The organism is Corynebacterium sp. DNF00584, from assembly GCF_001552965.1.
In the GTDB taxonomy this organism is placed as follows: domain Bacteria; phylum Actinomycetota; class Actinomycetes; order Mycobacteriales; family Mycobacteriaceae; genus Corynebacterium; species Corynebacterium phoceense.
Window position 1 is genome coordinate 55,755 of record NZ_KQ959732.1, and the last position, 24,093, is coordinate 79,847.

Genomic DNA, 24,093 nt, shown 5'->3' on the forward strand with positions numbered 1-24,093 from the left:
AAGACAAAATGGGCCAGAAACTATTAAAGTGAGAAAAGACGTTTTATTGGCAGCCCCCGCGCGGGGCACGCAAGCAGAAGAAAGCACGGTGTGCGCACATGACTCCCATCCCTACCCCAGGCAATATGCCCAAGCCCGGCCCGCGCCCGGGAGCCAAACCCGGTGCGCACCGCCCTGCCGTACAGCCTGTGCCGGTGGCCACGCCGGTCGCCTCTGACCCGTCCAAATTCGGCCGCGTGGACGACGATGGCACCGTGTATCTGAAGACCGCTGATGGCGAGCGAGAGATTGGCCAGTGGCAGGCCGGAACCCCGGCTGAGGGCTTGGCCCACTACGGTAAGCGCTTCGACGATCTTGCCACCGAGGTCGAGCTGCTCGAGGCCCGTCTCAAGGCGAACCCGGGCGAGGCCGAGTCCATCAAGAAGACGGCGTCCGAGCTGCGCGAGTCGCTGCCCACCGCCGCCGTCATTGGCGATATCGAGGCGCTGGACAAGCGCCTGACCGCAGTCCTCGAGCACTCGGACAAGGCCGGCCAGCAGGCGCAGGCCGACAAGGCCCGCCGCCGCGAGGAGGCCATCGCTGCCAAAGAGAAGCTTGCCGCAGAAGCCGAGGACCTCGCTGCGAACTCCACCGAGTGGAAAGCGGCGGGCGATCGCATCCGCGCCATCCTCGAGGAGTGGAAGCAGATCCGCGGCATCGACCGCAAGACGGACGACCAGCTGTGGAAGCGCTACTCCCGCGCCCGCGACTCCTTCAACCGCCGCCGCGGTTCCCACTTCGCGGAGCTCGACCGTAGCCGCGCCGCCGCGAAGGCGAAGAAGGAAGAGCTCGTCGCCCGCGCCGAGGCGCTCATGGATTCCACGGAATGGGGCGAGACCGCCCGCAAGTTCCGCGACCTCATGAGCGAGTGGAAGGCTGCCGGCCGCGCCCCGCGCGACATCGATGACAAGCTGTGGGCCGCGTTCCGTGCCGCGCAGGACAAGTTCTTCGACGCCCGCAACGCCCTCAACGACGAGCGCGACAAGGAATTCGCGGCGAACGCCGAGGCCAAGGACGCGCTGCTTGCCGAGTACGACTCCCAGATCGACCCGGAGAAGTCCATCGAGACGGCGAAGAACAAGCTGCGCGAGCTCCAGGAGAAGTGGGAGGACATCGGCTTCGTCCCGCGGGCTCGCATCCGCGAGTACGAGGACAAGATCGAGGCGCTCGAAAAGCGCGTCGCTGACGCCGAGTCCGCCGAGTGGCGCCGCACAGACCCCGAGGTCCAGGCCCGTGTCGCCCAGTTCCAGGCCAAGGTCGACAACTTCACTGCGCAAGCCGAGGCCGCTGAGGCCAAGGGCAAGACGAAGAAGGCCGAGGAGCTGCGCGCCCAGGCCGCGCAGTGGCAGGAGTGGGCTGACACGGCCGCTGCCGCCGCGAACGACCAGTAAATGCGCCTCATTCAGGTCTCCCCGCCCGCTGCCACGCTCGTGGCGGCGGGCGCCTTCGATCCCTCAGACGTCGTGCGCAGCTTCGTCTTCGCCTCGAACCTCGCGGCGCAGGAGGCGACGGGCGACCCCGCCGCGTCCGTCGCGCCGGAGCGCGTCCTCAATCGTCTCAAAGGCTCGACCGAGTCCACGACTCTCCTCTTTGCCGCTGTCGAGGGCCCCGCCGTCGGCGAGGTGGGCGAACTCGGCCTGCCCACCACGCCCGCCGCCGTCGACCCCGGCGCCGACTCCCCGCTCTTTGATTACCGTGGCTTTATCTTGCTCACGCTCCCCCTGCTTGAGGAAAAGGGCCACGCCGACATCGAGCTCGTCCTCGACGTCGATCTATTGCCTCTGCCGGGCGAGCCGCTCGATCTCGAGGGCGAAGAAGTCGCACGCTGGCTCGCCGCGCAGTCCCTCACGCTCATGGGAAAGCTCGGTCGCGATGTCGCGCAGGTGGGACTCACAGTCGAGCCCGAAGACCCGTTCCTCCCCGCATTCCGGGAGCTGGGCTTCGAGTGCAAGCACCGTGAGGAACAAATCGTCTGCTCTGTCCCCGCAGACCCAGCGGTGCCGCTGCTTCCCCACGGGCTCGCCGTGCGCGTGTGGGAGGACTACGACATCCCGGACGCGGAGCTGCCAGACGTCCTGGAGCTGCTCACCGTCGCCGGCGCCGACACGTGCAACGGGGCGCTCACCGTCGAACCCGTCGTGTGGACCGCCGAGCGCCTCCGCGACGCCGCGGCCCGGCTGCGCGACCGCAAGGCGCACACCCTGCTCGTGGGGCTAGAAATCGAGGGTCGCGTGGTGGTTCTCAGCGAGCTCGCACACCAGGAGCACGGGGATCCCGAGGTCGCCGAGTGGACGCTTACCGTCACCGCGCGTGACCGCCGCGGCGAGGGGCTCTCGCGCTTGGCGCAGCTCGTCGCGCTGCGCGAGGTGCGCCGCGTGTGGCCCGAGGTCACCCGTGCGTACGGCTCCTTCGCGCCTGCCGATGCCCCCTCCGCCCAGCTAGCACAAAGCCTCGGCGCGCAGAGGATCTCTGCGGCCGAGGCCTGGGAGCTCAAGCTCTAGTTCTCGCTAGTTTTCGCGCTGGCGGCGGTGACGCTCGGCGGCCTGCGCACGGCGGTCGTCGATGAGGACCGGATTATCGTCTGCGGCATCCTTCGGCGTGTGCGTCTGAACGGCGACGACGGCGTTCGGGCGGGCGGCGAGCTCGCGCACGCGCTCCTCGGCAGCGCGCTGCTCCGGGGACTTGTGCATGATAATCCGCGCGAAGGCGACGACCGCAATGATATCGCCGAGGAGCAACAGGTAGAAACCCGGGCCCGTCGAATTCGCGGCCCAGAAAGCCCACAGCGCGACGAAAAGGCCGAGGCCCACGAGCATCCACGCAATTTGGGCAAGCATCGTACGGCGTGCCACGAGCGTAATAAGCGTGAGAATCATTCCGATGGCCGAGGCGAGGGCGAAGACCTGCTCCATGATGGAGACGTCGCCCAGCCCCAGGAGCGTTTCCGCGCCGCTGAAGCCATTCGTGTTGTCGAAGAGCAGGCTCACAACGTAGAGCAGCACCGCAACGCCCAGCGGGATAGTCGCGCCGCCGAGCTCCAGTGTTTTCGCCGCGCGCTTCTCCGCGGCGAGCGCGTCCTGCAATTCTTTCGTATCACTCATGGAGCTCAACCTTACTCTGGCTTAGCAACCACACGATTTTTCGCCAGGCTCGCCAGCGACCGGCGCGGATGCCGGCTTGCCGATGGACGGCAGGCCTAGACCCACGCCAATCGGCGCGGTGGTCGGGGTCTCGCCCGCGGCCGACATGTCGCCCGCCTTGGTGCGACGGTGCTCAGTGACGCCGGCGTCAGCAATGAGGAAGAAGGATCCTGCGTCCGTGACCGTCGTGTGAACGACGTCGCCGGGTCGTATATCTCCGGCAATCTCATTGCCGGCGGCATCGGAAGGCGTGAAGTGCACGAGGCGGCCGTCGCGGGCGCGGCCGGTAAGACGGTGGGTCTCCTCGTTTTTCCGGCCGCCGGTAGCCTGGACGAGCAGCTCGACGTCGGTGCCCACGAGCTTGGCGTTCTCCTCCGCGGCGATGCGGTCCTGGAGCGCGACGAGGCGCTCGAAGCGGTCCTGGACGACCTCCTTAGGGATCTGATCCTCGCGGGCGCCAGCCGGGGTGCCGGGGCGCGGCGAGTACTGGAACGTGAACGCGGAGGCGAAGCGGGCGCGCTCGACGACGTCCATGGTGGCTTGGAAGTCTTCCTCGGTCTCGCCCGGGAAGCCCACGATGATATCCGTGGTAATCGCCGCATGCGGAATCTTCTCGCGCACCTCGTCGAGGATGCCCAGGAACTTCTTGGATCGGTAGCTGCGACGCATCTCCTTGAGGACGCGGTCCGAGCCGGACTGTAGCGGCATGTGCAGCTGCGGACAGATGACGGGGTTCTCGGCCATGACGTCGATAACGTCCGAGGTGAACTCGGCCGGGTGCGGCGAGGTGAAGCGCAGGCGCTCCAAGCCTTCGATCTTCGCGACTTCGCGCAGCAGCTTGGAGAACGCGAATTTATCGCGCGGCAGGTTGGGGTCCGCGAAGTTCACGCCGTAGGCGTTGACGTTCTGGCCGAGCAGCGTAACTTCGGACACGCCCTGGTCAACGAGCGCCTGGACTTCGGCCAGGATGTCGCCCGGGCGACGGTCCTCTTCTTTGCCACGCAGCGACGGCACGATGCAGAACGTGCACGTGTTATTGCAGCCCACGGACACGGACACCCAGCCGGCGTACGCGGACTCGCGCTTGGCAGGCAGGACGGAGGGGAACTCCTCGAGGGAGTCAACAATCTCAATCTGCGCCTCGTGGTTGTGGCGGGCGCGCTCGAGCAGCGTGGGCAGCGCCGCCATGTTGTGGGTGCCGAAGACGGCGTCGACCCACGGCGCGTTGCCCAGCACGGTGTCCTTATCCTTCTGCGCAAGGCAACCGCCCACGGCGATCTGCATGCCGGGGTGATTGTCCTTCGTCTTCTTCAGGTTGCCCAGCGTGCCGTAGAGGCGCTTATCGGCGTTCTCACGCACGGCGCACGTATTGAACACGACGAGGTCAGGCTCCTGCTCCTCCGCGGCGGCGACATAGCCAGCCTCTTCTAGCAGACCCGAGATGCGCTCAGAGTCGTGAACGTTCATCTGGCAGCCGAAAGTACGCACTTCATAGGTACGCGCGGAACCATCCGGGTTGGTGCCAGCGCTCTGCGCGATCTGGCCGAGGGCGGCCTCCGGATCGACTCCGGTGACGGCGTTTTTGGGGTTTCTAGTGTTCATGGGGGCGCTCACGTCGGTTCATTCTAACGACGCTCGGGGGTAACTCATAACCGCGCTCTTTCCCGGTTCACCAACTTCGCCGCATGAATGTTTCCTGCCATCTACCAGGCTTTTCTATATATTGACAGATATACTCCTTTTTGCAGGCGAGTGAAGCGTTATCAAAATGTGACCCTATTGTTCACCCTTGTGGCACCGCGCACCCTATTATCCCAACATGACCCGTTCAACATACGGAAGGAAGTAGTGATGTGAGCAACTCCCCAATGATTCGCATCAGCGACGTACAAAAGTACTTCGACGATTATCACGCATTGCGCGACATTAATCTCGAGATCCAGCGCGGCGAAGTTGTTGTCGTGCTCGGCCCCTCGGGATCCGGTAAGTCCACGCTGTGCCGCACCATCAACCGCCTCGAGACCATCGAGTCCGGCTCCATCGCCATCGACGGCACCCCACTGCCGGAGGAAGGCAAGGCCCTGGCCACGTTGCGCGCCGACGTGGGCATGGTCTTCCAGCAGTTCAACCTCTTCCCGCACTTGACCATCAAGGACAACGTGACGCTGGGCCCCATCAAGGTGCGCAAGATGTCCAAGTCCGCCGCGAACGACCTGGCGCTCCAGCTCCTCGACCGCGTGGGGATTGCCAACCAGGCAGACAAATACCCGGCGCAGCTCTCCGGTGGACAGCAACAGCGCGTCGCCATCGCCCGCGCGCTCGCGATGAAGCCGAAGGTCATGCTCTTCGACGAACCAACCTCCGCGCTGGACCCGGAGATGGTCAACGAGGTTTTGGACGTCATGACGGACCTCGCCAAGGAGGGCATGACCATGGTCGTCGTCACGCACGAGATGGGATTCGCCCGCAAGGCCGCGGACCGCATCTTGTTCATGGCCGACGGCGAGATCGTCGAAGATACCGACCCCGACTCTTTCTTCACCAACCCGCAATCGGGTCGCGCCCGGGACTTCCTGGGCAAGATCCTCCACCACTAATCCCATCCTCATCTCAAGGAGAAACACCATGTCTCGTTCCCACATCACCCGCGTTATCGCCGCCACCTCCGCCGTCCTTGCCTCTGGCGCCCTGCTCGCTGCCTGCGGCGGCTCCTCCGACTCCGCCTCCGGCGAAGGCGAGGGCCTACTCGCCCACATCGAGTCTGGCAACGTCACCCTCGGCACCAAGTTCGACCAGCCGGGTCTCGGCCTGCGCGAGGGCGACGGGTCCATGTCCGGCCTGGACGTCGACGTCGCGACCTACGTCGTCAACCAGATCGCGAAGGACAAGGGCTGGGCTGAGCCAAAAATCGAGTGGAAGGAAACCCCTTCCGCGCAGCGCGAGACCCTCATCGAGAACGGCCAGGTCGACATGATCGCCGCGACCTACTCCATCAACGCCTCCCGCGCAGAGAAGGTCAACTTCGGTGGCCCGTACCTCGTCACCCACCAGGCGCTCCTCGTCTCCGAGGACAACGCGGAGATCAAGGGCCTCGATGGCCTCGACGGCAAGATCCTCTGCTCCGTCACCGGCTCCACCCCGGCTCAGAAGGTCAAGGAGGCTCTGCCGTCCGTGCAGCTCCAAGAGTTCGACACCTACTCCTCCTGTGTTGAGGCACTCTCCCAGGGCACCATCGACGCAATGACCACGGACGCGACCATCCTCAACGGCTACGCCGCCCAGAACGAGGGCAAGTTCAAGGTTGTCGAGCTCGAGAAGGACGGCAAGCCGTTCACCGACGAGTACTACGGCATCGGCCTCGCCAAGGACGACCAGGAGGCCACGGACGCCATCAATGCGGCGCTTGAGGAAATGCACTCCTCCGGCGAGTTCGACAAGCTCGTCTCCGCCAACCTTGGCGAGGGCGACGCCATCGAGCCGGGTACCCCGGGCGACCTGTCCTTCGTGGAATAACGCCCCCTTAGGCCGGGCTTGACAAGCCCGGCCCCTCCCATCCCCAATGAACGAGGAGAAAACATGAGCTCCATGTGGAGCCAGCTGGGTCCAGAACTCTGGCCCGCGTTTTGGCTCACTATCAAACTCACGCTGTGGTCGGCGTTGGGTTCCATGATCCTTGGCACCATCCTGACCGCGATGCGCGTCTCCCCCGTCGGCATTCTGCGCTTCCTGGCTACGACGTACATCACGATCGTGCGCAATACGCCGCTCACTCTGGTCGTGCTGTTCTGTTCCTTCGGTCTGTACCAGACCCTCGGTGTCACGCTCGCCAGCCGCGAGTCGGCGACATTCCTCATCGACAACAACGTGCGCCTGGCCATCGTGGGCTTTATCCTCTACACCTCCGCATTCGTCGCTGAGTCGTTGCGCTCCGGTATCAACACCGTAGACTTCGGCCAGGCGGAGGCCGCCCGCTCGCTCGGCCTGTCCTTTAGCCAGACGTTTAGCACCATCGTCTTCCCGCAGGCCGTTCGCGCGGCCATCGTGCCGCTGGGCAATACGCTCATCGCGTTGACGAAGAACACGACCATCGCGTCCGTCATCGGCGTCGCCGAGGCCTCGCTGCTCATGAAGTCGACCATTGAGTTCCACGCCAGCCAGCTCTTTGTCATCTTCCTCATCTTCGCAGCAGGCTTCATCATCCTTACGCTGCCCATGGGCCTTGGCCTGGGCAAGCTCTCTGAGAAATTGGCGGTGAAGAAATAATGTCCGTACGCGCCACAGTGCTTTACGATGCCCCCGGCCCCAAGGGCCAGCGCAACAACGTCATCTATACAGTCATCACCGTCATCGTCGCCACCGCGGTCCTCGCGTGGGTGTTCATGAAGCTGAACGAGCGCAACCAGCTCAGCCCTGAGCTGTGGACGCCGTTCCTCAATTCGCAGACATGGACGACGTATCTGCTCCCGGGTCTCAAGGGCACGATCTTCTCCGCCGTCGCCTCCATTCTGTTGGCCATCGTCTTTGGCGTGGTCTTCGGTCTAGGACGCCTGAGCGAGCACCGCCCCGTCCGCTGGGTGTGCGGCATTGTCGTGGAGTTCTTCCGCGCCATCCCCGTGCTGCTGCTCATGATTTTCGCCTACCAGCTCTTCGCGGTTTACGACCTCGTGCCGTCCAAGCACCTCGCCTTCGGCGCCGTTGTCTTCGCGCTCACGCTCTACAACGGCTCCGTCGTCGCCGAGATTCTGCGCTCCGGCATCCGCTCGCTGCCCAAGGGCCAAACCGAGGCAGCTAAGGCGCTGGGACTGAGCCACCAGCAAACCATGTTCAAGGTGTTGCTCCCCCAGGCCGTCGCGGCGATGCTGCCTGCGCTCATCTCGCAGATGGTCATCGCCCTCAAGGACTCCGCGCTCGGCTACCAGATCGGCTATGTCGAAGTTGTCCGCTCCGGTATCCAATCCGCGTCCTTCAACAAGAACTACCTGGCTTCACTGATCGTCGTCGCCATCATCATGATCCTCATCAACTGGGGACTCACAGTGCTGGCCCAACGCATCGAGCGTCAGCTGCGCGCCGGCCGCGCCCGCAAGAACATCGTGGCCAACGTGCCGCACCATCACTCGCAGGGCCTCGACACCAAGGACGAGGTCAACGCCGATTGGCACGCACCCGGCTACAAGGAAATCCGCAACCCCGCGGAATAACCACCTCACATGGGCACGCCGAACCCCCAGCAACCAGCTGGGGGTTTACTCGTTTTCCAGCTCCGCGCAACGCGCCTCGAGAGCCGCCTTCGCCACGCGCAACGACGCGCCCTCGTTAAAGCCGCGGCGGGCAAGCACGCCCACGATGCGCCGCAGTACCTTGTCGCGCTCCGCACGGTCTTCCGGGATGGTCTTGACCGAACGAGCCTTTTTAGCAGCAAGATCTTCCATGATTGACTGTTCGGACTCTTGCGTCACCTGCTCGAGCGCCTCCGCGCGGTCTACTTGCACTACCCCCTTACGCTGCAGCTCGCGGTCGAGCACCCACGCCGACTTGCCGCGGCGCGCATGGCGTTGGCGCACCCATTCGCGCGCGAATGCCGCGTCATCGAGCAGGCCCACGTTCGCAAGATCGTCGAGGACCGACTCGATGACCTCCGGGTCAAACTCGGCCCGCACCAGACGGTCATGCAGCTCCGACCGCGAACGCGCACGCTGATCGAGCAACAGGAGCGCGCGCGAGCGCACCTTGGCTTTAGCTTCTTCTTCCTGGACATCAAAAAGCCCGCCCCCGGCGGCACCAGATTCATAGGCTTCTAGTGCTTGGCGTAGCTTTTCGAGCTTCTCGGGAGCGGGTTCTGACACGGCTTACTCGTCGTCGAAGTCGACGGTTGGCACCAAGTCCACAGCCTCGTCCGAGAGACCGTCATCCGCACCCGGGACGTCCATGTGGACCTCTTCATCCGTGGCGGCAGCGGTACCGATACCCAGCTTGGTGAAGATCTTCTTCTCGATCTCATCCGCCAGGTCCGGGTTGTCCTTGAGGAAATGGCGTGCCTTTTCCTTGCCCTGGCCCAGCTGGTCGCCCTCGTAGGTAAACCAGGAGCCCGACTTCTTAATGAAGCCATGCTCGACACCCATGTCGATGATCGAGGACTCACGGGAGATGCCCTCGCCATAGATGATGTCGAACTCCGCAATCTTGAACGGCGGCGAGACCTTGTTCTTCACGATCTTGATCTTGGTGCGGTTACCGATGGCGTCCTGACCGTCCTTGAGCGTCTGAATGCGGCGAATATCGCAACGCACGGACGCGTAGAACTTGAGCGCCTTACCACCGGTGGTGGTCTCCGGCGAGCCGAACATGACGCCGATCTTCTCACGCAACTGGTTAATGAAGATGGCGGTCGTACCCGAGTTGTAGAGCGCACCGGTCATCTTGCGCAGTGCCTGCGACATGAGGCGGGCTTGCAAGCCGACGTGGCTATCGCCCATCTCGCCTTCAATTTCCGCCTTCGGCGTCAGTGCGGCGACGGAGTCGATGACGATGATGTCAATGGCGCCGGAGCGCACGAGCATGTCCGCAATCTCCAGGGCCTGTTCACCGGTATCCGGCTGGGACACGAGCAGGTTATCCGTATCCACGCCCACGAGGCGTGCATATTCCGGATCCAGCGCGTGCTCGGCGTCGATGAACGCGGCGATGCCGCCGTCCTTCTGCGCCGAGGCAATCGCGTGGAGGGCCACGGTGGTCTTACCGGAAGACTCAGGGCCGTAAATCTCGACGATGCGGCCGCGCGGGAAGCCGCCGATGCCCAGCGCCACGTCGATGGCGGTATTGCCGGAGGAAATAGCCCGAATAGGCGGGCGATTATCGTCGCCCAGGCGCATGACGGCGCCCTTGCCGAAGTCCTTCTCGATCATCGCCATGGCGGAGTCGAGCGCCTTCTGGCGATCCTCCGCGGCGCTGACCGTGGTGCTCTTCTTGGTCTTTGCAGCCATAGTGTGTCGTCCTTTAATAAGTCTATTGAGCGTCTATGTATCTTACGGGGCGCTAACCCCGCTTACCGAGTTAGACTGCGCGCCCACCCATGTGGGTTCCACGCGCGGTGCAAGTATTTTCTTTCATCCTGCGTCCCGCGGTATGCACAGAACTCTACGTCCCGCCGGAACATGCCCCTCATACTACACGCACGAATGTTCGATTTTCGAATTTTCGGCGCGTGTTCGGGAACTCTCCTACTTACTGTTGTAGTCCACGCCCAGGCGTCGTTCTTCAGGGACTTCAAAATCCTCACACAACTCGCGCCAGACGTCGCGCGGATCGACGCCACGTTCGATGAGTTCGTCCGCCGTGCCGCCGAGCTTCGCCAGCACGTGGGAGTGCGAAATCCACTTTCCCTCGGATTCACCAAATTCGTCGACGATCAATTGGTGGTATTCGGTCAAACGCATGGCGGCCAGTGTACCGCGCCCCCTTGGCCCGTCGTGGACGCCGTCCCCCAATGCCCTGCATGAACGCTGTTCAAAATCCCTCTTTTACTGGGTTTTCCATCCGCGGTGCTACAGTTTCTCGCTATGAAGAAGAACTCTCTCGCCACAGATCTTGCCTACGTGGCCGTCTTTACCGCACTTGTCATTGTCCTCGCTTTCGTCTCCATCCCTATCGGCACGGCTGGCGTTCCGATCGTCCTCCAGAACGCCGCGCTCATCCTCGCCGGCTTGGTGCTTGGCGGCCGTCGCGGCATGTACGTCGGTCTCCTCTTCCTCTTCCTCGGTCTCGCTCTTCCTGTCCTCGCAGGCGGCGGCACCACCCTGCGCGCACTCGCGGGCCCCACGGCCGGCTACATCATCGGCTACGTCATCTCCCCCGCCATCGCTGGCCTCATCGCCTACCGTTCCCCGCGCAACAAGGGCGGCATGACCGTCATGCTCGCCATCGCAGCATTCGTCGGCCTTGCGGTGCAGTACACCTGCGGCGCTCTGGGCCTCATGGTGCGCTCGGGCATGGAGGCATCGGCAGCCTTCGCGGCCCAACTGCCCTTCATCGCGCCGGACTCCGGCAAACTCGTCGTCGCCATCCTCATCGCGCTCGCTGTCCACGCCGCGTTCCCGGATCTTATGGGCCACAAGAAGACCGCTTCGAAGAAGGCCGCCGTTGCCTAAGGTCGAATTCCGCGGGGTGGGCGTGTCCTATGACGAGACGCTCATCCTCGACGACATCAACCTCACGCTTACCGAACAGCGCATCGGCATCATCGGTGAGAACGGCGGCGGCAAGTCTACGCTCACGCGTCTTATCAACGGCCTGGGAGAGCCCACCACTGGCACCGTCACCGTCGACGGCCTCGACGTCGCCGAGCACGGCAAAGAGATCCGCCAGAAGGTCGGCTTCGTCTTCTCTGACGCCGAGAACCAAATCGTCATGCCGCAGGTGCGCGACGACGTCGCCTTCTCCCTGCGCCGCTTCAAGCTCCCCAAGGCCGAGCGCAACCAGCGTGCCGATGCCGCCCTTGACCGCTTTGGTCTCGCCGACCGCGCCGAACAATCGCCGCACACCCTCTCCGGTGGACAAAAGCAGTTGCTAGCGCTGGCCGCCGTACTCGTCATCGACCCAGTCCTCATCATCGCGGACGAGCCCACGACGCTACTCGATTTGCGCAACCGTGACCGCATCAAGCGCGAGTTTGCCAAGCTTGAGCAACAGCTCATCGTCGTTACCCACGATCTCGAGTTCCTTTCGGACTTCGACCGCGTCATATGCATCGACGACCACCACGTGGCCGCCGACGGCACGCCCGATGAGGTCATCTCTTTCTACCGTGACCTCATGGCCACCCGTCCCCTCTAAAACATGAAACGCCGCACGAATATCCCGCTGTCCGTCTACGTTCCAGGCGACACGTTCATTCACCGGATGAAGCCGAGCTGGAAGATCCTCATTCTGATCGTCTTCATCCTGGTGACGAGCATCTTCTGCCGCACGATACCGCTCGCCGCGGCCTCCGTCTTACTCCCGGCGCTCGCCTTTGTCATCGCAAAGGTTCCGCCGAAGATTGCGTGGAGCCAGATGTGGCCGCCGCTGTTTATCCTCGTTCCACTCGCCGCCTTCCAGTGGTGGGCTCGCGACTTCGAGTACGCCGTGGTCATGTTCCTCACCATCTTCGCCGCGATGATGGCCGCATTCCTCCTCACGCTCACCTCCACGGTGGACGCCATCATGGAGTCCCTCGAGGACTCCCTGCGCCCACTCGCCCGCTTCGGGTTACCGGTGGAAACCATCAGCCTCGCCATGTCGCTCACCATCCGGCTCATCCCGCTCATGTTCGAGACAGTCTACGAGGTCCTCGATGCCCGCAAGGCCCGCGGCGCCGGCTTTAGTCCGCTGGCTTTCGGCACGCCGGTCATTATCCGGTCCATCCGCCGCGCCCGCGCGATGGGCGAAGCGCTCCAGGCCCGCGGAGTCGGCGACTAGGACGCCAGCCTGGATTTCAGAACAAGGAAGGACCCAGAACCGCGCGCATCTGGGTCCTTCGTTGTTCCACACTGCTATCGGCTGATCGCACTACGCCCGGCGGCGTGGGGTTGCGTGGGCGTATTCCTGTCGCAGGGTACGCAAGCTGGCGGACTTCTATCAGATGGGTATTACTGCGGCTAAAAGCTACAGCCCGCGGTAAAAGGCAAACGTGGAAAGAGCTGTCGACATTGCGCAGACCTGGTGCGCGGAATACTTGGATGACCAGGAGTTCTACAGTTATGACCAGCTCAATGAAGCCTTGGTTGTGCAAACGGACTTCATCAATGATAGGCCGTACTTTCGAGGTCAGAAGGTCTCACGTCGGCAACTGTTTGAACTAGCTCCTTTTTCGCGGTGACTCTGGGCGGTAGGGGGCAGGGCGTTGGCTTGGATCCGGGCCCCAACTCGGCTCCGGTAGCGGATACCAGCTAGGCATCCGCGGCAGCATCGCTAATACATCCTCACGAATCCATCCCATTTGTAGCTGAACGATCCGATAATCATCGTCGGGATATTCTTCGTTCAGACCAGCCGTCCACCGTTCACAATGAGCACGGTGAGACACTGCGTGCTCACCAATTGCATTGAATTCTGATTCATGCGGCTCTCCGTGAAAACTCACAGCGATCAAAAACTCTTCACCGGTCTCAAGTGGACGGGTGATCCCGTATGTGCCGTGGAGACTTTTCCTATAGTCGATTGTGACACATTCACACGAGAGAAACTTGTAGTCCAACCCACTAGTTAGCTCTTCCATTTCGGGATAGTCGTCCATTGCATGGACTGTCCACAGTTCCTCGGATTGACGCCACCACCACCTATAGTAACGTTGGCAATCGGGCAAAACGTTAGGTGGGTACATTGGACTCATTTTATTCCACACTCCAATCGTGTATTTGGTGGATAGGCACGTGCATAGTACTTCTTTCCACTTACATCGATAGTTCCAGCAACCGAACCACCGAAGATTGTCTTCTTGTCCCCGTCGCATTTATATGCAAGGGCCTCAGACTTTAAGCTCGCCTCACTTAAGCTATGATTTTCAAACTCCGCTAATTTGACAAATGATCCCATTGGCAACGGAAACCATTGATGGGCATGCAGACTTAGCGAATGGTCGATTCTCGTTACCCGTTTGGAACACTTAGTATAAGCCTTAAATCCGACTATCTTGTCTTCACCCGTGGCACCGCTTTTTGTGCGTCGATGAATATACTGCGGTTCAAGCACGCACGGGCCATATTCTTTGGTAATTGCGGCTCGCTCGGCAACCGCCGGAACACTCCCGTATCCGTTCTGCAAAATGCTGTTTTCGATGCTCCGGAAATACTCTTCCGCGTCAGCAGGAGATGGAAAATAGATGTAAGGAGTCACATATCCGTCAGAGCCATCAAAGACCTTGCCTCGAATAATTCCATTCTCAAACTGCTGCGTTGCTTGCAGAGTTCCCTCTTCAACCACGGCATCAGCAATGGGGTAACCATACTCACCCACTTCAAATCCAGCTGCACCCCATTTCTTAAGTATTTCCCCCTCCACGGAGTGCGCACCAAACCGTGGATGCCAATAAATGGATCCGCCTTGAAATCGCGAAAATCGCCCAACCCGATCTGGCGTCATCGCCTCATCTGCCACAGGAAAGCCGAGCGTCGAGTTTGTTCCACCTTCAGCCAACCACTTGTCTAAAATTAAGCCATTGATGCTCGCCACTTGGAAGCCTTGAAGTGCCGGACTTCGATAAATCCTGCCGCCTTCAAATTGCTGCATCCAACCTGAAACCTCACCGTCGAGAGCGGTCGCACCGTTGACTGGGTTTTCGCCACTGGTCGGATAACCAAGCCATCCCGCTTCCCAGCCATTGCGCGCCCACACTGCGGCAGTCATTCGAGACACCGCATGCGCACCATGCTCCGGCGACCAGTAAATCCACCCATTAACAAACTGCTGACGGAAACCTCGCCCGTCAGGGTTTTGTTTCTTCACCTCCGTTGGGTAAAGAAGCCAACTCGTCAGACCTCCTAGACGCTCATATTGATCGAGAGTTGCACCGCACACTTCAATACCCGTTGGCCAAAAGGACTCACATCGATATGCCGCCCGCGCCAAGCTATCGACCTGAGAACTTTCCTCTGCAACGGTCACCTCAGCATAATCCGCACGTTGCCGATCAACATCAAGCGGCACCCCATAACGATCCGACCACATGCTACCTTGAACCAATTCACTCTGCGGTTGGCTATCTTCAACTACCCTTTCGAGTAACTCGCGAGTTTGCTCAAGATCCTGCTGTGTCTGACCCTTCTGGCCATCGACAGTAACAGGCTCATCCTCAGGAAAATAAAACTCCTTCTCGTAATCCTCCCGGTCTTCAGGTGCAACAACACGAAGCCCTGAAGTCTCCTCAGAAATTGGCTGCGATTCCATAGCCGGTCTAACTGGAAAATCGAAATTCGAGCTGTCCGCAGCTAGCGCAGGTAATGCTTGCAACGCCAACAGAATTACAGTACCGAAAATGCTCGTTTTCCACCTACTTCGACCAACCAGGCCCTTGTGCGAGCCTTGTGTCACCATTTCGCCTTCTCAGCTTTATGTGATGTAGTTACTATTTTCAGATTATTGTAATTGCTCGCACTTGACATCGTGTTGGAAACGACAACTAAAAGTTCCACCACTTCAGCCCAGCCCCTCACTCCGCGAAACTCATCACCTGCCCCTAGGGCTTCAACTAGATCAAGGCCGACTACACCCCATTCAGCCGGGAACTCGAACCAGTACCCCGAGCTCATCCTCGATCCCTACTTCAACCAGACTTGCACAATTTGTCCTAGTCCAAAACCTCATGGACATAACAAATTTTTCCTAGTCCGCGAGTTTTGGCTTAGGCTTTGAGGATTCTGGTGATCAGATTTGTGGATTCTTCGTCGATGTCGGGGTGGGATGTCGTAGCCACTATATAGGAAGCGACGAACGGCATGATTGACCCCGATACTTTTAAGAACGATCGCGACCACCGACTCATCTCCTACGCCGAGCGCGAAAGGTATATCACAGCGGCCACAACGTCGCTACCGGAGTCGGTACCCAACGAATATCGAGAATTTTTCACCCAATACGGCGACTTCAGGGCACCGGGTTTCGTACTAGTTTCGCCTCACTACGATCCGCGGGAGATGTACTACATCGATACTGGCTACGGAGCCTTCGGTGACTTGTGCCAGGGCTTTGGCCTCGACTTACAGTACTGGTTCCCGGTGGAACACTATGACGGGTTTTCCTACGCGGTGCATCACCGCCTTCCCGACGGCACAATTGAATTCGGTTCCTACGACTTCTCGAACCAGGCCTATTACCGCGGACCATTCTCATCCATGAAGGAATGGATGGCGTCCCACGCTCGGTCGTCCTAATGGACCGCCATCGGTGGCGACGGCGCACGCCAGGATTTAGGGACAGATTTTAGGACAATGAGGGGTCCGGAACCGCGCGGTTCCGGACCCTTCGTTGTTCTAAACTGCCGTCGCTAGGCGCAACGAAGCCCCGGCATCCTACTGATGCCGGGGCTCGAGCTATCTTAGGTTACTGCTCGCCGCGGAGCTCGCGGAGGCGAGCCTGGACGGCGTCGTCGGAGGCCGTGTTGGGCTGTGCGGCGGCATCGGCAGCCGAGGAGGCGGTAGACGGTGCCTCGATGGCGTCTGCCTTGGTGCCCTCGACGGACTTCGGGGCGTTCATCTCAGCGCGGATCTGCTCGAGACGGGAGTGGCCCGCCATCTGGATGCCCGACTGCTGGACCTCGCGCATGCGGGCGTCGACGGTGTTCTCCGCGAGTTCAGCCTGGCCCAGCGCGTTGGCGTAACGACGCTCGATCTTGTCACGCACAGCGTCGAGCGACGGCGTGTTGGTATTGGTGAGCTCGTTCATGGACTGCAGGGACTCGGAGACCTTCTCCTGCATCTTGGCCTGCTCGAGCTGGGAGAGCAGCTTGGAGCGCTCCTGGACCTTCTCGCGCAGCGTGGTGGCGTTGCGCTCGACAGCCTGGCGAGCCGCGGCAGCCTGTTGCAGAGCCTGGTCGTGGAGCTTTTTCGTGTCCTCCACGGACTGCTCGGCGGTGACGAGCTGCGCGGCAAAAGCCTCGGCAGCGTTCTCGTACTCGATGGCCTTGGCCTCGTTGCCGTTCGCGCGCTCCTTGTCGGCGAGTTGAATGGCCTGGCGGGTGTTCGCCTGCAGCTTCTCAATGTCGCCCAGGCGGCGGTTGAGCTGCATCTCCAGCTGGCGCTGGTTACCGATGACGGCAGCAGCCTGCTGGGAGAGCTCCTGGTGCTGGCGCTGGGCCTCGGAGATGGCCTGCTCAATCTGTACCTTGGGATCCGCGTTCTCCTCGATCTTGGAATCAAAGAGTGCCATGAGGTACTTCCATGCCTTCACAAACGGGTTAGCCATAGCTTCTGTGTGGCCCTTTCTCCTAAAGAATTTCGTTTCTAATCCGGCCACCATCCTAGTCAAGCGTTCGGCCGGGCGCCGCCATTCTCCCCTACGGGGTAGGCATTTGTCATCGATTCGCCACCTCATTGCCGGGAAACACACAGGTTCTGGCTCGACGCGCACGAGACGACCCTCGGAGGATAGCCATTCATGCAGGATGCGCCTCTTGGCGTGAATCCGCGAGCAGGGTGAATGACCATCCTCGGAGGGCCAGGTAGGTCCAGATACGCACAAGCACCCGCGCGGAGGCGGGTGCTCTGTGTCCGGGTTTAGGCCTCGGAGGCGGCGGGAGCGGTGTTGGCCAGCTCCTCCTCGACGGAGGGCAGAACCATGTTGCCGGCGGCCTCAATGAGGACCTCCGCCACCGTGGTGTCTAGGCCGTGGCAGACGGCGGCGAGCATCTCCGAGGAGACCTCCTTACGGCCGCGCTCGAGCTCAGACAGGTAGCCGGGCGAGACGTGGGCGATGGCTGCGAGTTCGCGCAGCGTCACGCCCTTGTCCGCGCGGAAGGCACGGAGGGTAAGTCCAAGGGCTTCGCGTAGGAGCGGCTCGGGTGTATGACGGCGCTCGGCCGGAGCCACGGACGTGGAAACGGTCTTATCAAGTAGTGCAGTAGTTGTGTTCATCACTGAGTACAACGGGCCGCGGTGCAAAGTTGTTCCCGCTCGACTCAATTTTCTTTCACGGGTGCTGCTGCCAGGCATTCTGCGAGGAAATCAAAGGCTTGGTCCACGGCGCCGCGGCGAATCTCGGCGCGCGTCCCGCCCAGGCCCACAGCGGCGAATTCCTGACCGTCGTTCGCAGCGTTGTTCCAGATACCGATGTAGACGGTGCCGGGTGCCTTGCCCTCTTGGAGGTCGGGGCCTGCGACGCCGGTGAGCGAGACGCCCCAGTCGGCGCCGGTTTCGCGCACGGCGGCATGGGCCATGACCCGGGCAGTCGCGGCGGACACAACGCCTTGGGCCTCGAGTACTGCGACGGGCACACCCGTGAAGTGACTCTTGACCTCAGTCGCGTAGGTGACAAGGCCGCCGCGGAGGGCGGCGGAGGAACCGGGGGTATCGGCAAGCGTGGCGGCGGCAAGACCTGCGGTAAGGGACTCGCAGAACGCGACGGTCTCTCCGCGGGCGACGAGGAGGGCGAGAAGATCGGCGCTACGCATTTTCACGCCGGCCATCGATGAGGTACTGGATGCCGGTCACGACGGTGACGACGACGGCGAGCAGCATGACCACGAGGTTGGGCACGTCCATCCAGTGCGGCAGCGGGCAGAGGTACAGCCCCACGGCAAGCGACTGGAGCGCGGTCTTGAGCTTGCCGCCCTTGGAGGCCGGCACGACCTTGCCCTGGCGCAGGAGGAACATGCGCCAGAAAGTAATGCCCAACTCGCGCACGAGAATGACGATGGTGATCCACCACGGCAGGCCGTAGGCAATGTTGAGGCAGATGAGCGCGGTGGTCATGAGCGCCTTGTCTGCGATGGGATCGGCGATTTTGCCGAAGTCCGTCACGATATTGCGGGCGCGGGCGATGTCGCCGTCGAGCTTGTCCGTGATCATGAGCAGGACGAAGACGATAAACGCCCACCACTGGTGGTCAGTGAGCGCGAGCCACGCGAAGACAGGAATAAAAAGAATGCGAAGACTCGTCAACAGATTGGGCAGGTTCCAATTCGACGGCTTCTGAGCGGGGCTTGCGGTATTCACGCCAGTTATCCTACCCGTTCCCCCTCCCCGCCCGCGGGCTACCGCCTACACTTGGGGCCATGAAGTACTTCGCCTTTATCTACGATTACAACCCCAACGACCCCCGCCTCGCCGATGTCCGCCCGAAGCACCGTGACTTCATCAACGATCTCAAGGCACAGGGCCACATTCTCGGCTCCGGCCCGTTTACTGATTCGAAGGGTGGCGCGCTCATCGTCACGCAGTACGAGGACGAGAACACAACCGTCGCCCAGGCTATTGAGCTCATGGACGGCGACCCGTTCCACACGGAAGGCATTGTCACCGCGCGTGCCGTGCGCGAGTGGAACCCGGTGATTAATAGCTTCGAGGACTAAGACAAAAGAAACGCCCCGCGTCATCGCGGGGCGTTAGTGCGTTGTGGGGTTAAGGCAGTTGTGCCTTGGGAACCTCGGAGGCAAAGCCGATGAGGTCGCCCTTCCTGTCGCGGACAATCTTGTTGCCCTCGTCATCCCAGTCGTAGTGGTTGTGGGAGACGCGGATGCCGCCTTGGGCCTCGTCGCGCTTGTTCTTCCAGATAGACAGCAGCACCGTAATGGTGAGGATACTGACAATCGTGATGAGCGAGCCGACGGTGGAAATCTCTGGGGCACCGTGGACGTCCTCGCCGCCGTTGATGAACGGCAGGTTGTTCTCGTGGAGGGCGTGGAGCAGGAGCTTGGACCCGATGAAGAACAGGATGAGTCCGAGACCGTAGGGCAGGTAGACTAGGCGGTCAAGGAGGCCGTCGAGCAGGAAGTACATCTGGCGCAGGCCCATGAGCGAGAAGGCGTTCGTGGTGAAGACGAGGTAAGCCTCGCTCGTGATGCCGTAGATAGCCGGGATGGAGTCGAAGGCGAACATGACGTCAACGGCTCCGATGGCTACCAGGGCAATGAAGAGCGGGGTAAGCCCCTTCTTCCCGGACTTCTCGTCGCGGTGGGTGAGCTTATCGCCATGGTAGCGCGGGGTGACGTGGATGACCTTACGGAGCATCTTGATGATGAACATGTCGTTCGGGTCGGTCTCCGGGGCATCGCGAATCTCGTCGATAATGAGCTTCACGGCTGTGTAGAGCAGGAAGATCGCGAACAGGTAGAACACGTCCGACCACGCCGCAATAACGGCAGCTCCGAGCAAAATAAAGACGAGGCGGAATGCCAGCGCGAGAACAATACCGATGAGCAGCACCTTTTGCTGGTACTTGCGCGGAATCTTGAAGGCACCCATGATGAGCGCGAAGACGAAGAGGTTATCGACACTCAGCGCCTTTTCCGTCACGTAACCCGTGAGGTACTGCATGCCGTGTTCGTGGTCCCAGACAATCCAGACCATCGCGCCGAAGAGCAGCGCGAGACAGACGTAGAACAAGGTCCACATGCCGGACTCTTTGAGAGTCGGCTCGTGCGGGGTGCGCACGTGGGAGTAGAAGTCAAAGATAAAGAAGCCAAGAATGACAATGAGCGTAACCGCCCATATCCATAGCGGGACGTGCATAAAGACGTATCCTCCGGTCGACGTTGCAAAAAGACCGGAGGTCTCCCCCGCCCGCCCGCTCCCGCGGGCGCGGAAACTGATGCGGGCCGGCGCGACCGGGAGCCGTGCGACGCTAGGCGCCGCACAACTGACCGTGTTGACGATCAGCGCCGACGGAGTGGGGTACTCCCCTCCAATACTTGGGCTAGCTTACACGAAACCCCGTGGCACTCGTAAGCGCCACGGGGTTTATGGTCACAGCCGGATTAGAACGCGCCGGAGGACGGGTTGTACGTCGCGTCGACGGTCGTCGTCCCCTCAGTGTCCGAGCTCTCCTCGGCGGAGTCAGCCTCCAGGTCAAGCTCCTCCTGGACTTCCTTGGGTGCCTCGGCCGGGTCGGCGCCCTTCAAGTACCACAGCATGGTCTCGAGTTCCTCAGGCTTGGTGAGCACCTCGCGGGCCTTGGAGCCCTCGGAGGGACCGACGATACCGCGAGATTCCATAAGGTCCATGAGGCGGCCGGCCTTGGCGAAGCCGATGCGCAGCTTGCGCTGGAGCATCGAGGTCGAGCCGAGCTGCGAGGTGACGACGAGCTCGACGGCCTCGAGCAGGTCGTCGAGGTCCTTTCCGATGTCCTCGTCGATATCCTTCTTAGATTCGGCCTGCTTGTCCTCAGTGACGCCCTCCGTGTAGTCCGGTTCGCCCTGTGCCTTAGCGGCGTCAACGACAGCCTGGATTTCGTCGTCGGCGACGAAGGCACCCTGCATACGCACGGGGCGACCACCCTGCGGGATGAACAGGCCATCGCCCATGCCGATGAGCTTCTCCGCGCCGCCCTGGTCGAGAATGACGCGAGAGTCGGTGAGCGACGACGTCGCGAACGCGAGACGCGACGGCACGTTGGTCTTGATGAGACCGGTGACGACGTCCACGGACGGACGCTGGGTGGCGAGTACGAGGTGGATACCAGCCGCACGCGCTTTCTGCGTGATGCGGACGATGGACTCCTCGATCTCCTTCGGGGCGGTCATCATGAGGTCGGCCAACTCGTCGACGACACAGACGATGAACGGATACGGGTGCATCTCGCGCTGCGACCCCGCCGGAGCCTGAATCTCGCCGGAGAGGACCTTGCGGTTGAAGTCCTTGATGTGGCGCACGCGCGCGGACTTCATGTCCATGTAGCGCTGCTCCATCTCTTCGACGAGCCACTGCAGGGCCGCCGCGGCCTTCTTCGGCTGCGTGATGATCGGCGTGATGAGGTGCGGGATGCCCTCGTATGGCGTGAGTTCCACCATCTTCGGGTCGACGAGGATGAGGCGCACCTGCTCCGGCGTCGCGCGGGTAAGCAGCGAGACGAGCATAGAGTTCACGAACGCGGACTTACCGGAACCGGTCGCACCGGCGACGAGCAAGTGCGGCATCTTCTGAATCGAAGAGGAGATGAACTCGCCCTCGATGTCCTTGCCCAGGCCGATGAGCATCGGGTCGTCCGAGGCATGCATATTGTCCGAGTCGAGGACCTCACGCAGGCGCACCATCTCACGGTCCGGGTTGGGGACCTCAATACCCACGGCAGACTTGCCCGGGATCGGCGTAAGCAGGCGAACATTCTCCGTCGCCACGGCGTAGGCGAGGTTGGACTGCAGGTTCGTAATCTTCGAGACCTTGACGCCCGGGCCGAGCTCAATCTCGTAGCGTGTGACCGTAGGGCCGCGCGAGAAGCCGGTGACCTGTGCGTCGACCTTGAACTCGTCAAAGACCTCGGTGATCGCCTCGATGATGCGGTCGTTGACCTCCGTACGGGCCTTCGTCGGTGCGCCAGCGGTAAGCAGCGAGGTCTGCGGCAGGTCGTAGTGCGTGTCCGACTGTCCGGCGGCGCCAGACGCCGCGGGGCTTGCCGATGCCGCCGGGGCCGCAGCCGCAGCCTTTCCAGCCTCGGCTTCCGCCTCCACGTTGCGACCGGTCGCCGGGTCCATGCCGGAGCGGGCGATGATGGCCTCACGGATGGCTTCGCGTGACGACGCCTTGGTGTCAGAAACCGGGGCTTCGGCAGCCGGGGCTGCCTTCGGCGGCGTGGAGGCGGCCTGGCTGATACGCCCGGTGGCATCGGCAGCAGCAGCGGCCGCACCGGACACGGCCGCGGCGGTCTTGGCGCCCTCGCGCACGGCACCGGTGGCGGCGCCTGCAGCAGCACCCGCCGCAGCACCAGCGACGGTGTTGGCAGCGGTCGTGGCAGTGCGCTTGAGCGAACCGGAATCCTGCTTGCGCGACGAGACAATGTCAGCGACCGACGCCGAGCGCTTGATGGAGCGCGTCGGGGCTTCCGGCTCAGGCTCGGGCTCCTGGGCGGCAAAGGACATCGTGGCCGGCTCGGTAACGGCCGGGAACTCGTCCGTGTCGCCGACGCGCTGGTTCGTGGCCGGGCGGGGGATCTGCTGGGAGCGGCGGCGGGGGCTGCGCGGAACGTCCTCCGTATCCATTGGATGACGGCCAGGCTCCTCCACCGGGTAGTTCTCCATCGGGCTGCGCACGGCGCGGGGACGACGCTCCTCGCTCGGGCGGGAACGCCCCTCGGCGATGGCATCGATATCAGAGTCGGCGCGGCCATAAAGGTCCTCACCCTCGTCGTAGTCTTCGGTACCGCGCTCGGGCAGCCAAGACTTCACGACGGAGACGACCCAATCCCACGCCTGTCGCATGGTGATGCCAGTGACGGTGAGCGCACCGTAGATGATGACCAGGATGAGCAGCGGGATGGCGACGTAGCTGGAGAAACCGGCAGCGAGCAGACCGCCGGTCCAGGCACCCACGGCACCGCCAGCGAATTCGCGGTCCACCCACTCGGTGGGGTTGCCCGCGAAGAGATGGATGAGCCCGAGCATGGACACGATGATGATGGCGGTTCCGCCAATGACGCGGGCGCTCATGACGCCCTCGGGTCCATGGAGGTCGAGCATGAGCACGAGGGCTAGCGCGATGAGAGCGACGGGCAGCACGACGGCACCCGCACCGATGGCCAGGTGTGCTGCGGTCGCGATAGCTGCGCCGATGGGGCCCGCGATATCAAGCCACACGGACGCGCCGAGGACCGCAGCCAGACCGATGAGGACTAAGCCCCAGGCGTCCGGGTTCTCCACGTGCACGCCGCGCGGGGCGTGGCGGCTGGCAAGGTTGTCGAGCTCCGCGTCGACGGCAGCCTGCGTGTCGTCCTGCTTCTTCCCTGCCTTGGATGTAGCTCCGGACCGGGACGTGCGACCAGAAATGGTGTCTGACTCCTCTGCTTCAAAGTTGTCGTCGAACTCGTCGACCTCGTCATAATCGTCATAGCTGTCACCACGCCGCGCGGCGCTGGCTATGCCGCTGCCCAGCCCACGGGTAAGTGAACCCACACCGCGGGCCGTAAAACCAAACGCCGCGCCGAGACCGTGGCCTACCGCACGGAAAGCGCTACCGGTCCGCTCGTCGGCGGACACGGCAGCGCGGTGCGAGGAGGTGACGGACAGCGTTTCGGGCGCGCCGGAACGCGCCCGGCCTGCAGGACGCGAGCGCGACGCTGAGGCCCCGGCTGTTTGGTTACGGCGCGCGGAACGATGGGTGCTCGACGCACCCTTCTTGCCCCGCGCGCCTCGCGAAGCAGCATTTTTGACAGACATAGTCGCCACTTTAGCGACTACAACCCCAATAATCACACGCGCCACACGGGCGACAGGATGTTTTCTCTATATATGGCGCTC

Annotated in this window: 23 protein-coding genes; 11 read left to right on the forward strand and 12 right to left on the reverse strand. The window is 62.1% G+C overall.

Translation table 11 applies throughout. The features are described from left to right. Positions 1 to 98 precede the first annotated feature (98 nt). Both HMPREF0307_RS02550 and HMPREF0307_RS02555 read left to right on the forward strand, forming a co-directional pair. Positions 99 to 1,430 (forward strand): DUF349 domain-containing protein, encoded by a 1,332-nt coding sequence (locus tag HMPREF0307_RS02550; RefSeq protein WP_066486568.1) that lies wholly within the window; start codon positions 99 to 101, stop codon positions 1,428 to 1,430. Further along, complete coding sequence (locus tag HMPREF0307_RS02555) at positions 1,431 to 2,540, forward strand: hypothetical protein (protein ID WP_066486569.1); 1,110 nt, start codon at positions 1,431 to 1,433, stop codon at positions 2,538 to 2,540. A 6-nt stretch (positions 2,541 to 2,546) separates the two neighbouring features. Here the strand turns inward: HMPREF0307_RS02555 and HMPREF0307_RS02560 are convergent, their stop codons facing one another. Further along, a complete protein-coding gene (locus HMPREF0307_RS02560) occupies positions 2,547 to 3,140 on the reverse strand; it encodes a DUF2304 domain-containing protein (protein WP_066486572.1) in 594 nt (197 codons plus the stop codon). 21 nt (positions 3,141 to 3,161) lie between these two features. Then, positions 3,162 to 4,781: a tRNA (N6-isopentenyl adenosine(37)-C2)-methylthiotransferase MiaB gene (gene miaB / locus HMPREF0307_RS02565; RefSeq protein WP_255356845.1), complete on the reverse strand. Its 1,620-nt coding sequence runs from the start codon at positions 4,779 to 4,781 to the stop codon at positions 3,162 to 3,164. Between the two features lie 266 nt (positions 4,782 to 5,047). Between miaB and gluA the strand changes: the two genes are divergently transcribed. From gluA to HMPREF0307_RS02585, 4 genes are all read left to right on the forward strand, one after another. Further along, positions 5,048 to 5,776: a glutamate ABC transporter ATP-binding protein GluA gene (gene gluA / locus HMPREF0307_RS02570; protein WP_049145056.1), complete on the forward strand. Its 729-nt coding sequence runs from the start codon at positions 5,048 to 5,050 to the stop codon at positions 5,774 to 5,776. Positions 5,777 to 5,804: 28 nt separating this feature from the next. Then, on the forward strand, positions 5,805 to 6,692 hold the full coding sequence (locus HMPREF0307_RS02575) for a glutamate ABC transporter substrate-binding protein (RefSeq protein ID WP_066486575.1): 888 nt from the start codon (positions 5,805 to 5,807) through the stop codon (positions 6,690 to 6,692). A 63-nt stretch (positions 6,693 to 6,755) separates the two neighbouring features. Beyond that, complete coding sequence (gene gluC, locus HMPREF0307_RS02580; RefSeq protein WP_066486577.1) at positions 6,756 to 7,442, forward strand: glutamate ABC transporter permease GluC; 687 nt, start codon at positions 6,756 to 6,758, stop codon at positions 7,440 to 7,442. Continuing rightward, positions 7,442 to 8,380, forward strand: coding sequence for an amino acid ABC transporter permease (locus HMPREF0307_RS02585; protein ID WP_066486580.1), 939 nt, complete (start codon positions 7,442 to 7,444; stop codon positions 8,378 to 8,380). The genes gluC and HMPREF0307_RS02585 overlap by 1 nt, the downstream gene beginning before the upstream one ends. Before the next feature lie 45 nt (positions 8,381 to 8,425). Here HMPREF0307_RS02585 and recX read toward each other — a convergent pair whose 3' ends face one another. The 3 genes from recX to HMPREF0307_RS02600 all read right to left on the reverse strand — a co-directional run bounded on the left by recX (position 8,426) and on the right by HMPREF0307_RS02600 (position 10,615). Next, entirely contained in the window at positions 8,426 to 9,025 is a 600-nt protein-coding gene (gene recX, locus HMPREF0307_RS02590) for a recombination regulator RecX (protein WP_066486582.1), read from the reverse strand. Positions 9,026 to 9,028: 3 nt separating this feature from the next. Next, positions 9,029 to 10,162, reverse strand: coding sequence for a recombinase RecA (recA, locus tag HMPREF0307_RS02595; RefSeq protein WP_066486592.1), 1,134 nt, complete (start codon positions 10,160 to 10,162; stop codon positions 9,029 to 9,031). Positions 10,163 to 10,399: 237 nt separating this feature from the next. After that, positions 10,400 to 10,615 (reverse strand): DUF3046 domain-containing protein, encoded by a 216-nt coding sequence (locus tag HMPREF0307_RS02600; RefSeq protein WP_066486594.1) that lies wholly within the window; start codon positions 10,613 to 10,615, stop codon positions 10,400 to 10,402. 123 nt (positions 10,616 to 10,738) lie between these two features. On the opposite strand from HMPREF0307_RS02600, the gene HMPREF0307_RS02605 reads away from it, so the two are divergent. From HMPREF0307_RS02605 to HMPREF0307_RS02615, 3 genes are read left to right on the forward strand one after another with little or no spacing between them, the layout of a single operon-like run. Next, positions 10,739 to 11,326: a biotin transporter BioY gene (locus HMPREF0307_RS02605; protein WP_066486596.1), complete on the forward strand. Its 588-nt coding sequence runs from the start codon at positions 10,739 to 10,741 to the stop codon at positions 11,324 to 11,326. Continuing rightward, positions 11,319 to 12,011, forward strand: coding sequence for an energy-coupling factor ABC transporter ATP-binding protein (locus HMPREF0307_RS02610; RefSeq protein ID WP_066486598.1), 693 nt, complete (start codon positions 11,319 to 11,321; stop codon positions 12,009 to 12,011). Before HMPREF0307_RS02605 ends, HMPREF0307_RS02610 begins: the two co-directional genes overlap by 8 nt. 3 nt (positions 12,012 to 12,014) lie before the next feature. Beyond that, positions 12,015 to 12,635 (forward strand): energy-coupling factor transporter transmembrane component T family protein, encoded by a 621-nt coding sequence (locus tag HMPREF0307_RS02615; RefSeq protein ID WP_066486601.1) that lies wholly within the window; start codon positions 12,015 to 12,017, stop codon positions 12,633 to 12,635. A gap of 909 nt (positions 12,636 to 13,544) precedes the next feature. Here the strand turns inward: HMPREF0307_RS02615 and HMPREF0307_RS12450 are convergent. Next, positions 13,545 to 15,248, reverse strand: coding sequence for an LGFP repeat-containing protein (locus HMPREF0307_RS12450; protein ID WP_082723190.1), 1,704 nt, complete (start codon positions 15,246 to 15,248; stop codon positions 13,545 to 13,547). A gap of 401 nt (positions 15,249 to 15,649) precedes the next feature. On the opposite strand from HMPREF0307_RS12450, the gene HMPREF0307_RS02625 reads away from it, so the two are divergent. Continuing rightward, positions 15,650 to 16,084 carry a hypothetical protein gene (locus tag HMPREF0307_RS02625; RefSeq protein ID WP_066486609.1) on the forward strand — a complete coding sequence of 145 codons (435 nt, stop codon included), beginning with the start codon at positions 15,650 to 15,652 and terminating at the stop codon, positions 16,082 to 16,084. A 169-nt stretch (positions 16,085 to 16,253) separates the two neighbouring features. Here the strand turns inward: HMPREF0307_RS02625 and HMPREF0307_RS02630 are convergent, their stop codons facing one another. The 4 genes from HMPREF0307_RS02630 to pgsA all read right to left on the reverse strand — a co-directional run bounded on the left by HMPREF0307_RS02630 (position 16,254) and on the right by pgsA (position 18,862). After that, positions 16,254 to 17,114, reverse strand: coding sequence for a PspA/IM30 family protein (locus tag HMPREF0307_RS02630; RefSeq protein WP_066486614.1), 861 nt, complete (start codon positions 17,112 to 17,114; stop codon positions 16,254 to 16,256). A gap of 311 nt (positions 17,115 to 17,425) precedes the next feature. Continuing rightward, the gene (locus HMPREF0307_RS02635; RefSeq protein WP_066487173.1) at positions 17,426 to 17,782 is read right to left on the reverse strand and encodes a helix-turn-helix domain-containing protein; all 357 of its coding nucleotides are present in this window, start codon (positions 17,780 to 17,782) and stop codon (positions 17,426 to 17,428) included. A gap of 44 nt (positions 17,783 to 17,826) precedes the next feature. Next, the gene (locus HMPREF0307_RS02640) at positions 17,827 to 18,318 is read right to left on the reverse strand and encodes a CinA family protein (protein WP_066486617.1); all 492 of its coding nucleotides are present in this window, start codon (positions 18,316 to 18,318) and stop codon (positions 17,827 to 17,829) included. Then, positions 18,311 to 18,862 (reverse strand): CDP-diacylglycerol--glycerol-3-phosphate 3-phosphatidyltransferase, encoded by a 552-nt coding sequence (gene pgsA, locus HMPREF0307_RS02645; RefSeq protein WP_231725011.1) that lies wholly within the window; start codon positions 18,860 to 18,862, stop codon positions 18,311 to 18,313. Before pgsA ends, HMPREF0307_RS02640 begins: the two co-directional genes overlap by 8 nt. A gap of 59 nt (positions 18,863 to 18,921) precedes the next feature. On the opposite strand from pgsA, the gene HMPREF0307_RS02650 reads away from it, so the two are divergent. Further along, positions 18,922 to 19,218, forward strand: coding sequence for a YciI family protein (locus HMPREF0307_RS02650; protein WP_066486632.1), 297 nt, complete (start codon positions 18,922 to 18,924; stop codon positions 19,216 to 19,218). Positions 19,219 to 19,267: 49 nt separating this feature from the next. Here HMPREF0307_RS02650 and HMPREF0307_RS02655 read toward each other — a convergent pair whose 3' ends face one another. After that, complete coding sequence (locus HMPREF0307_RS02655) at positions 19,268 to 20,377, reverse strand: TerC family protein (protein WP_066486633.1); 1,110 nt, start codon at positions 20,375 to 20,377, stop codon at positions 19,268 to 19,270. 245 nt (positions 20,378 to 20,622) lie between these two features. Further along, positions 20,623 to 24,012 (reverse strand): DNA translocase FtsK, encoded by a 3,390-nt coding sequence (locus tag HMPREF0307_RS02660; RefSeq protein WP_066486635.1) that lies wholly within the window; start codon positions 24,010 to 24,012, stop codon positions 20,623 to 20,625. Positions 24,013 to 24,093: the final 81 nt, after the last annotated feature.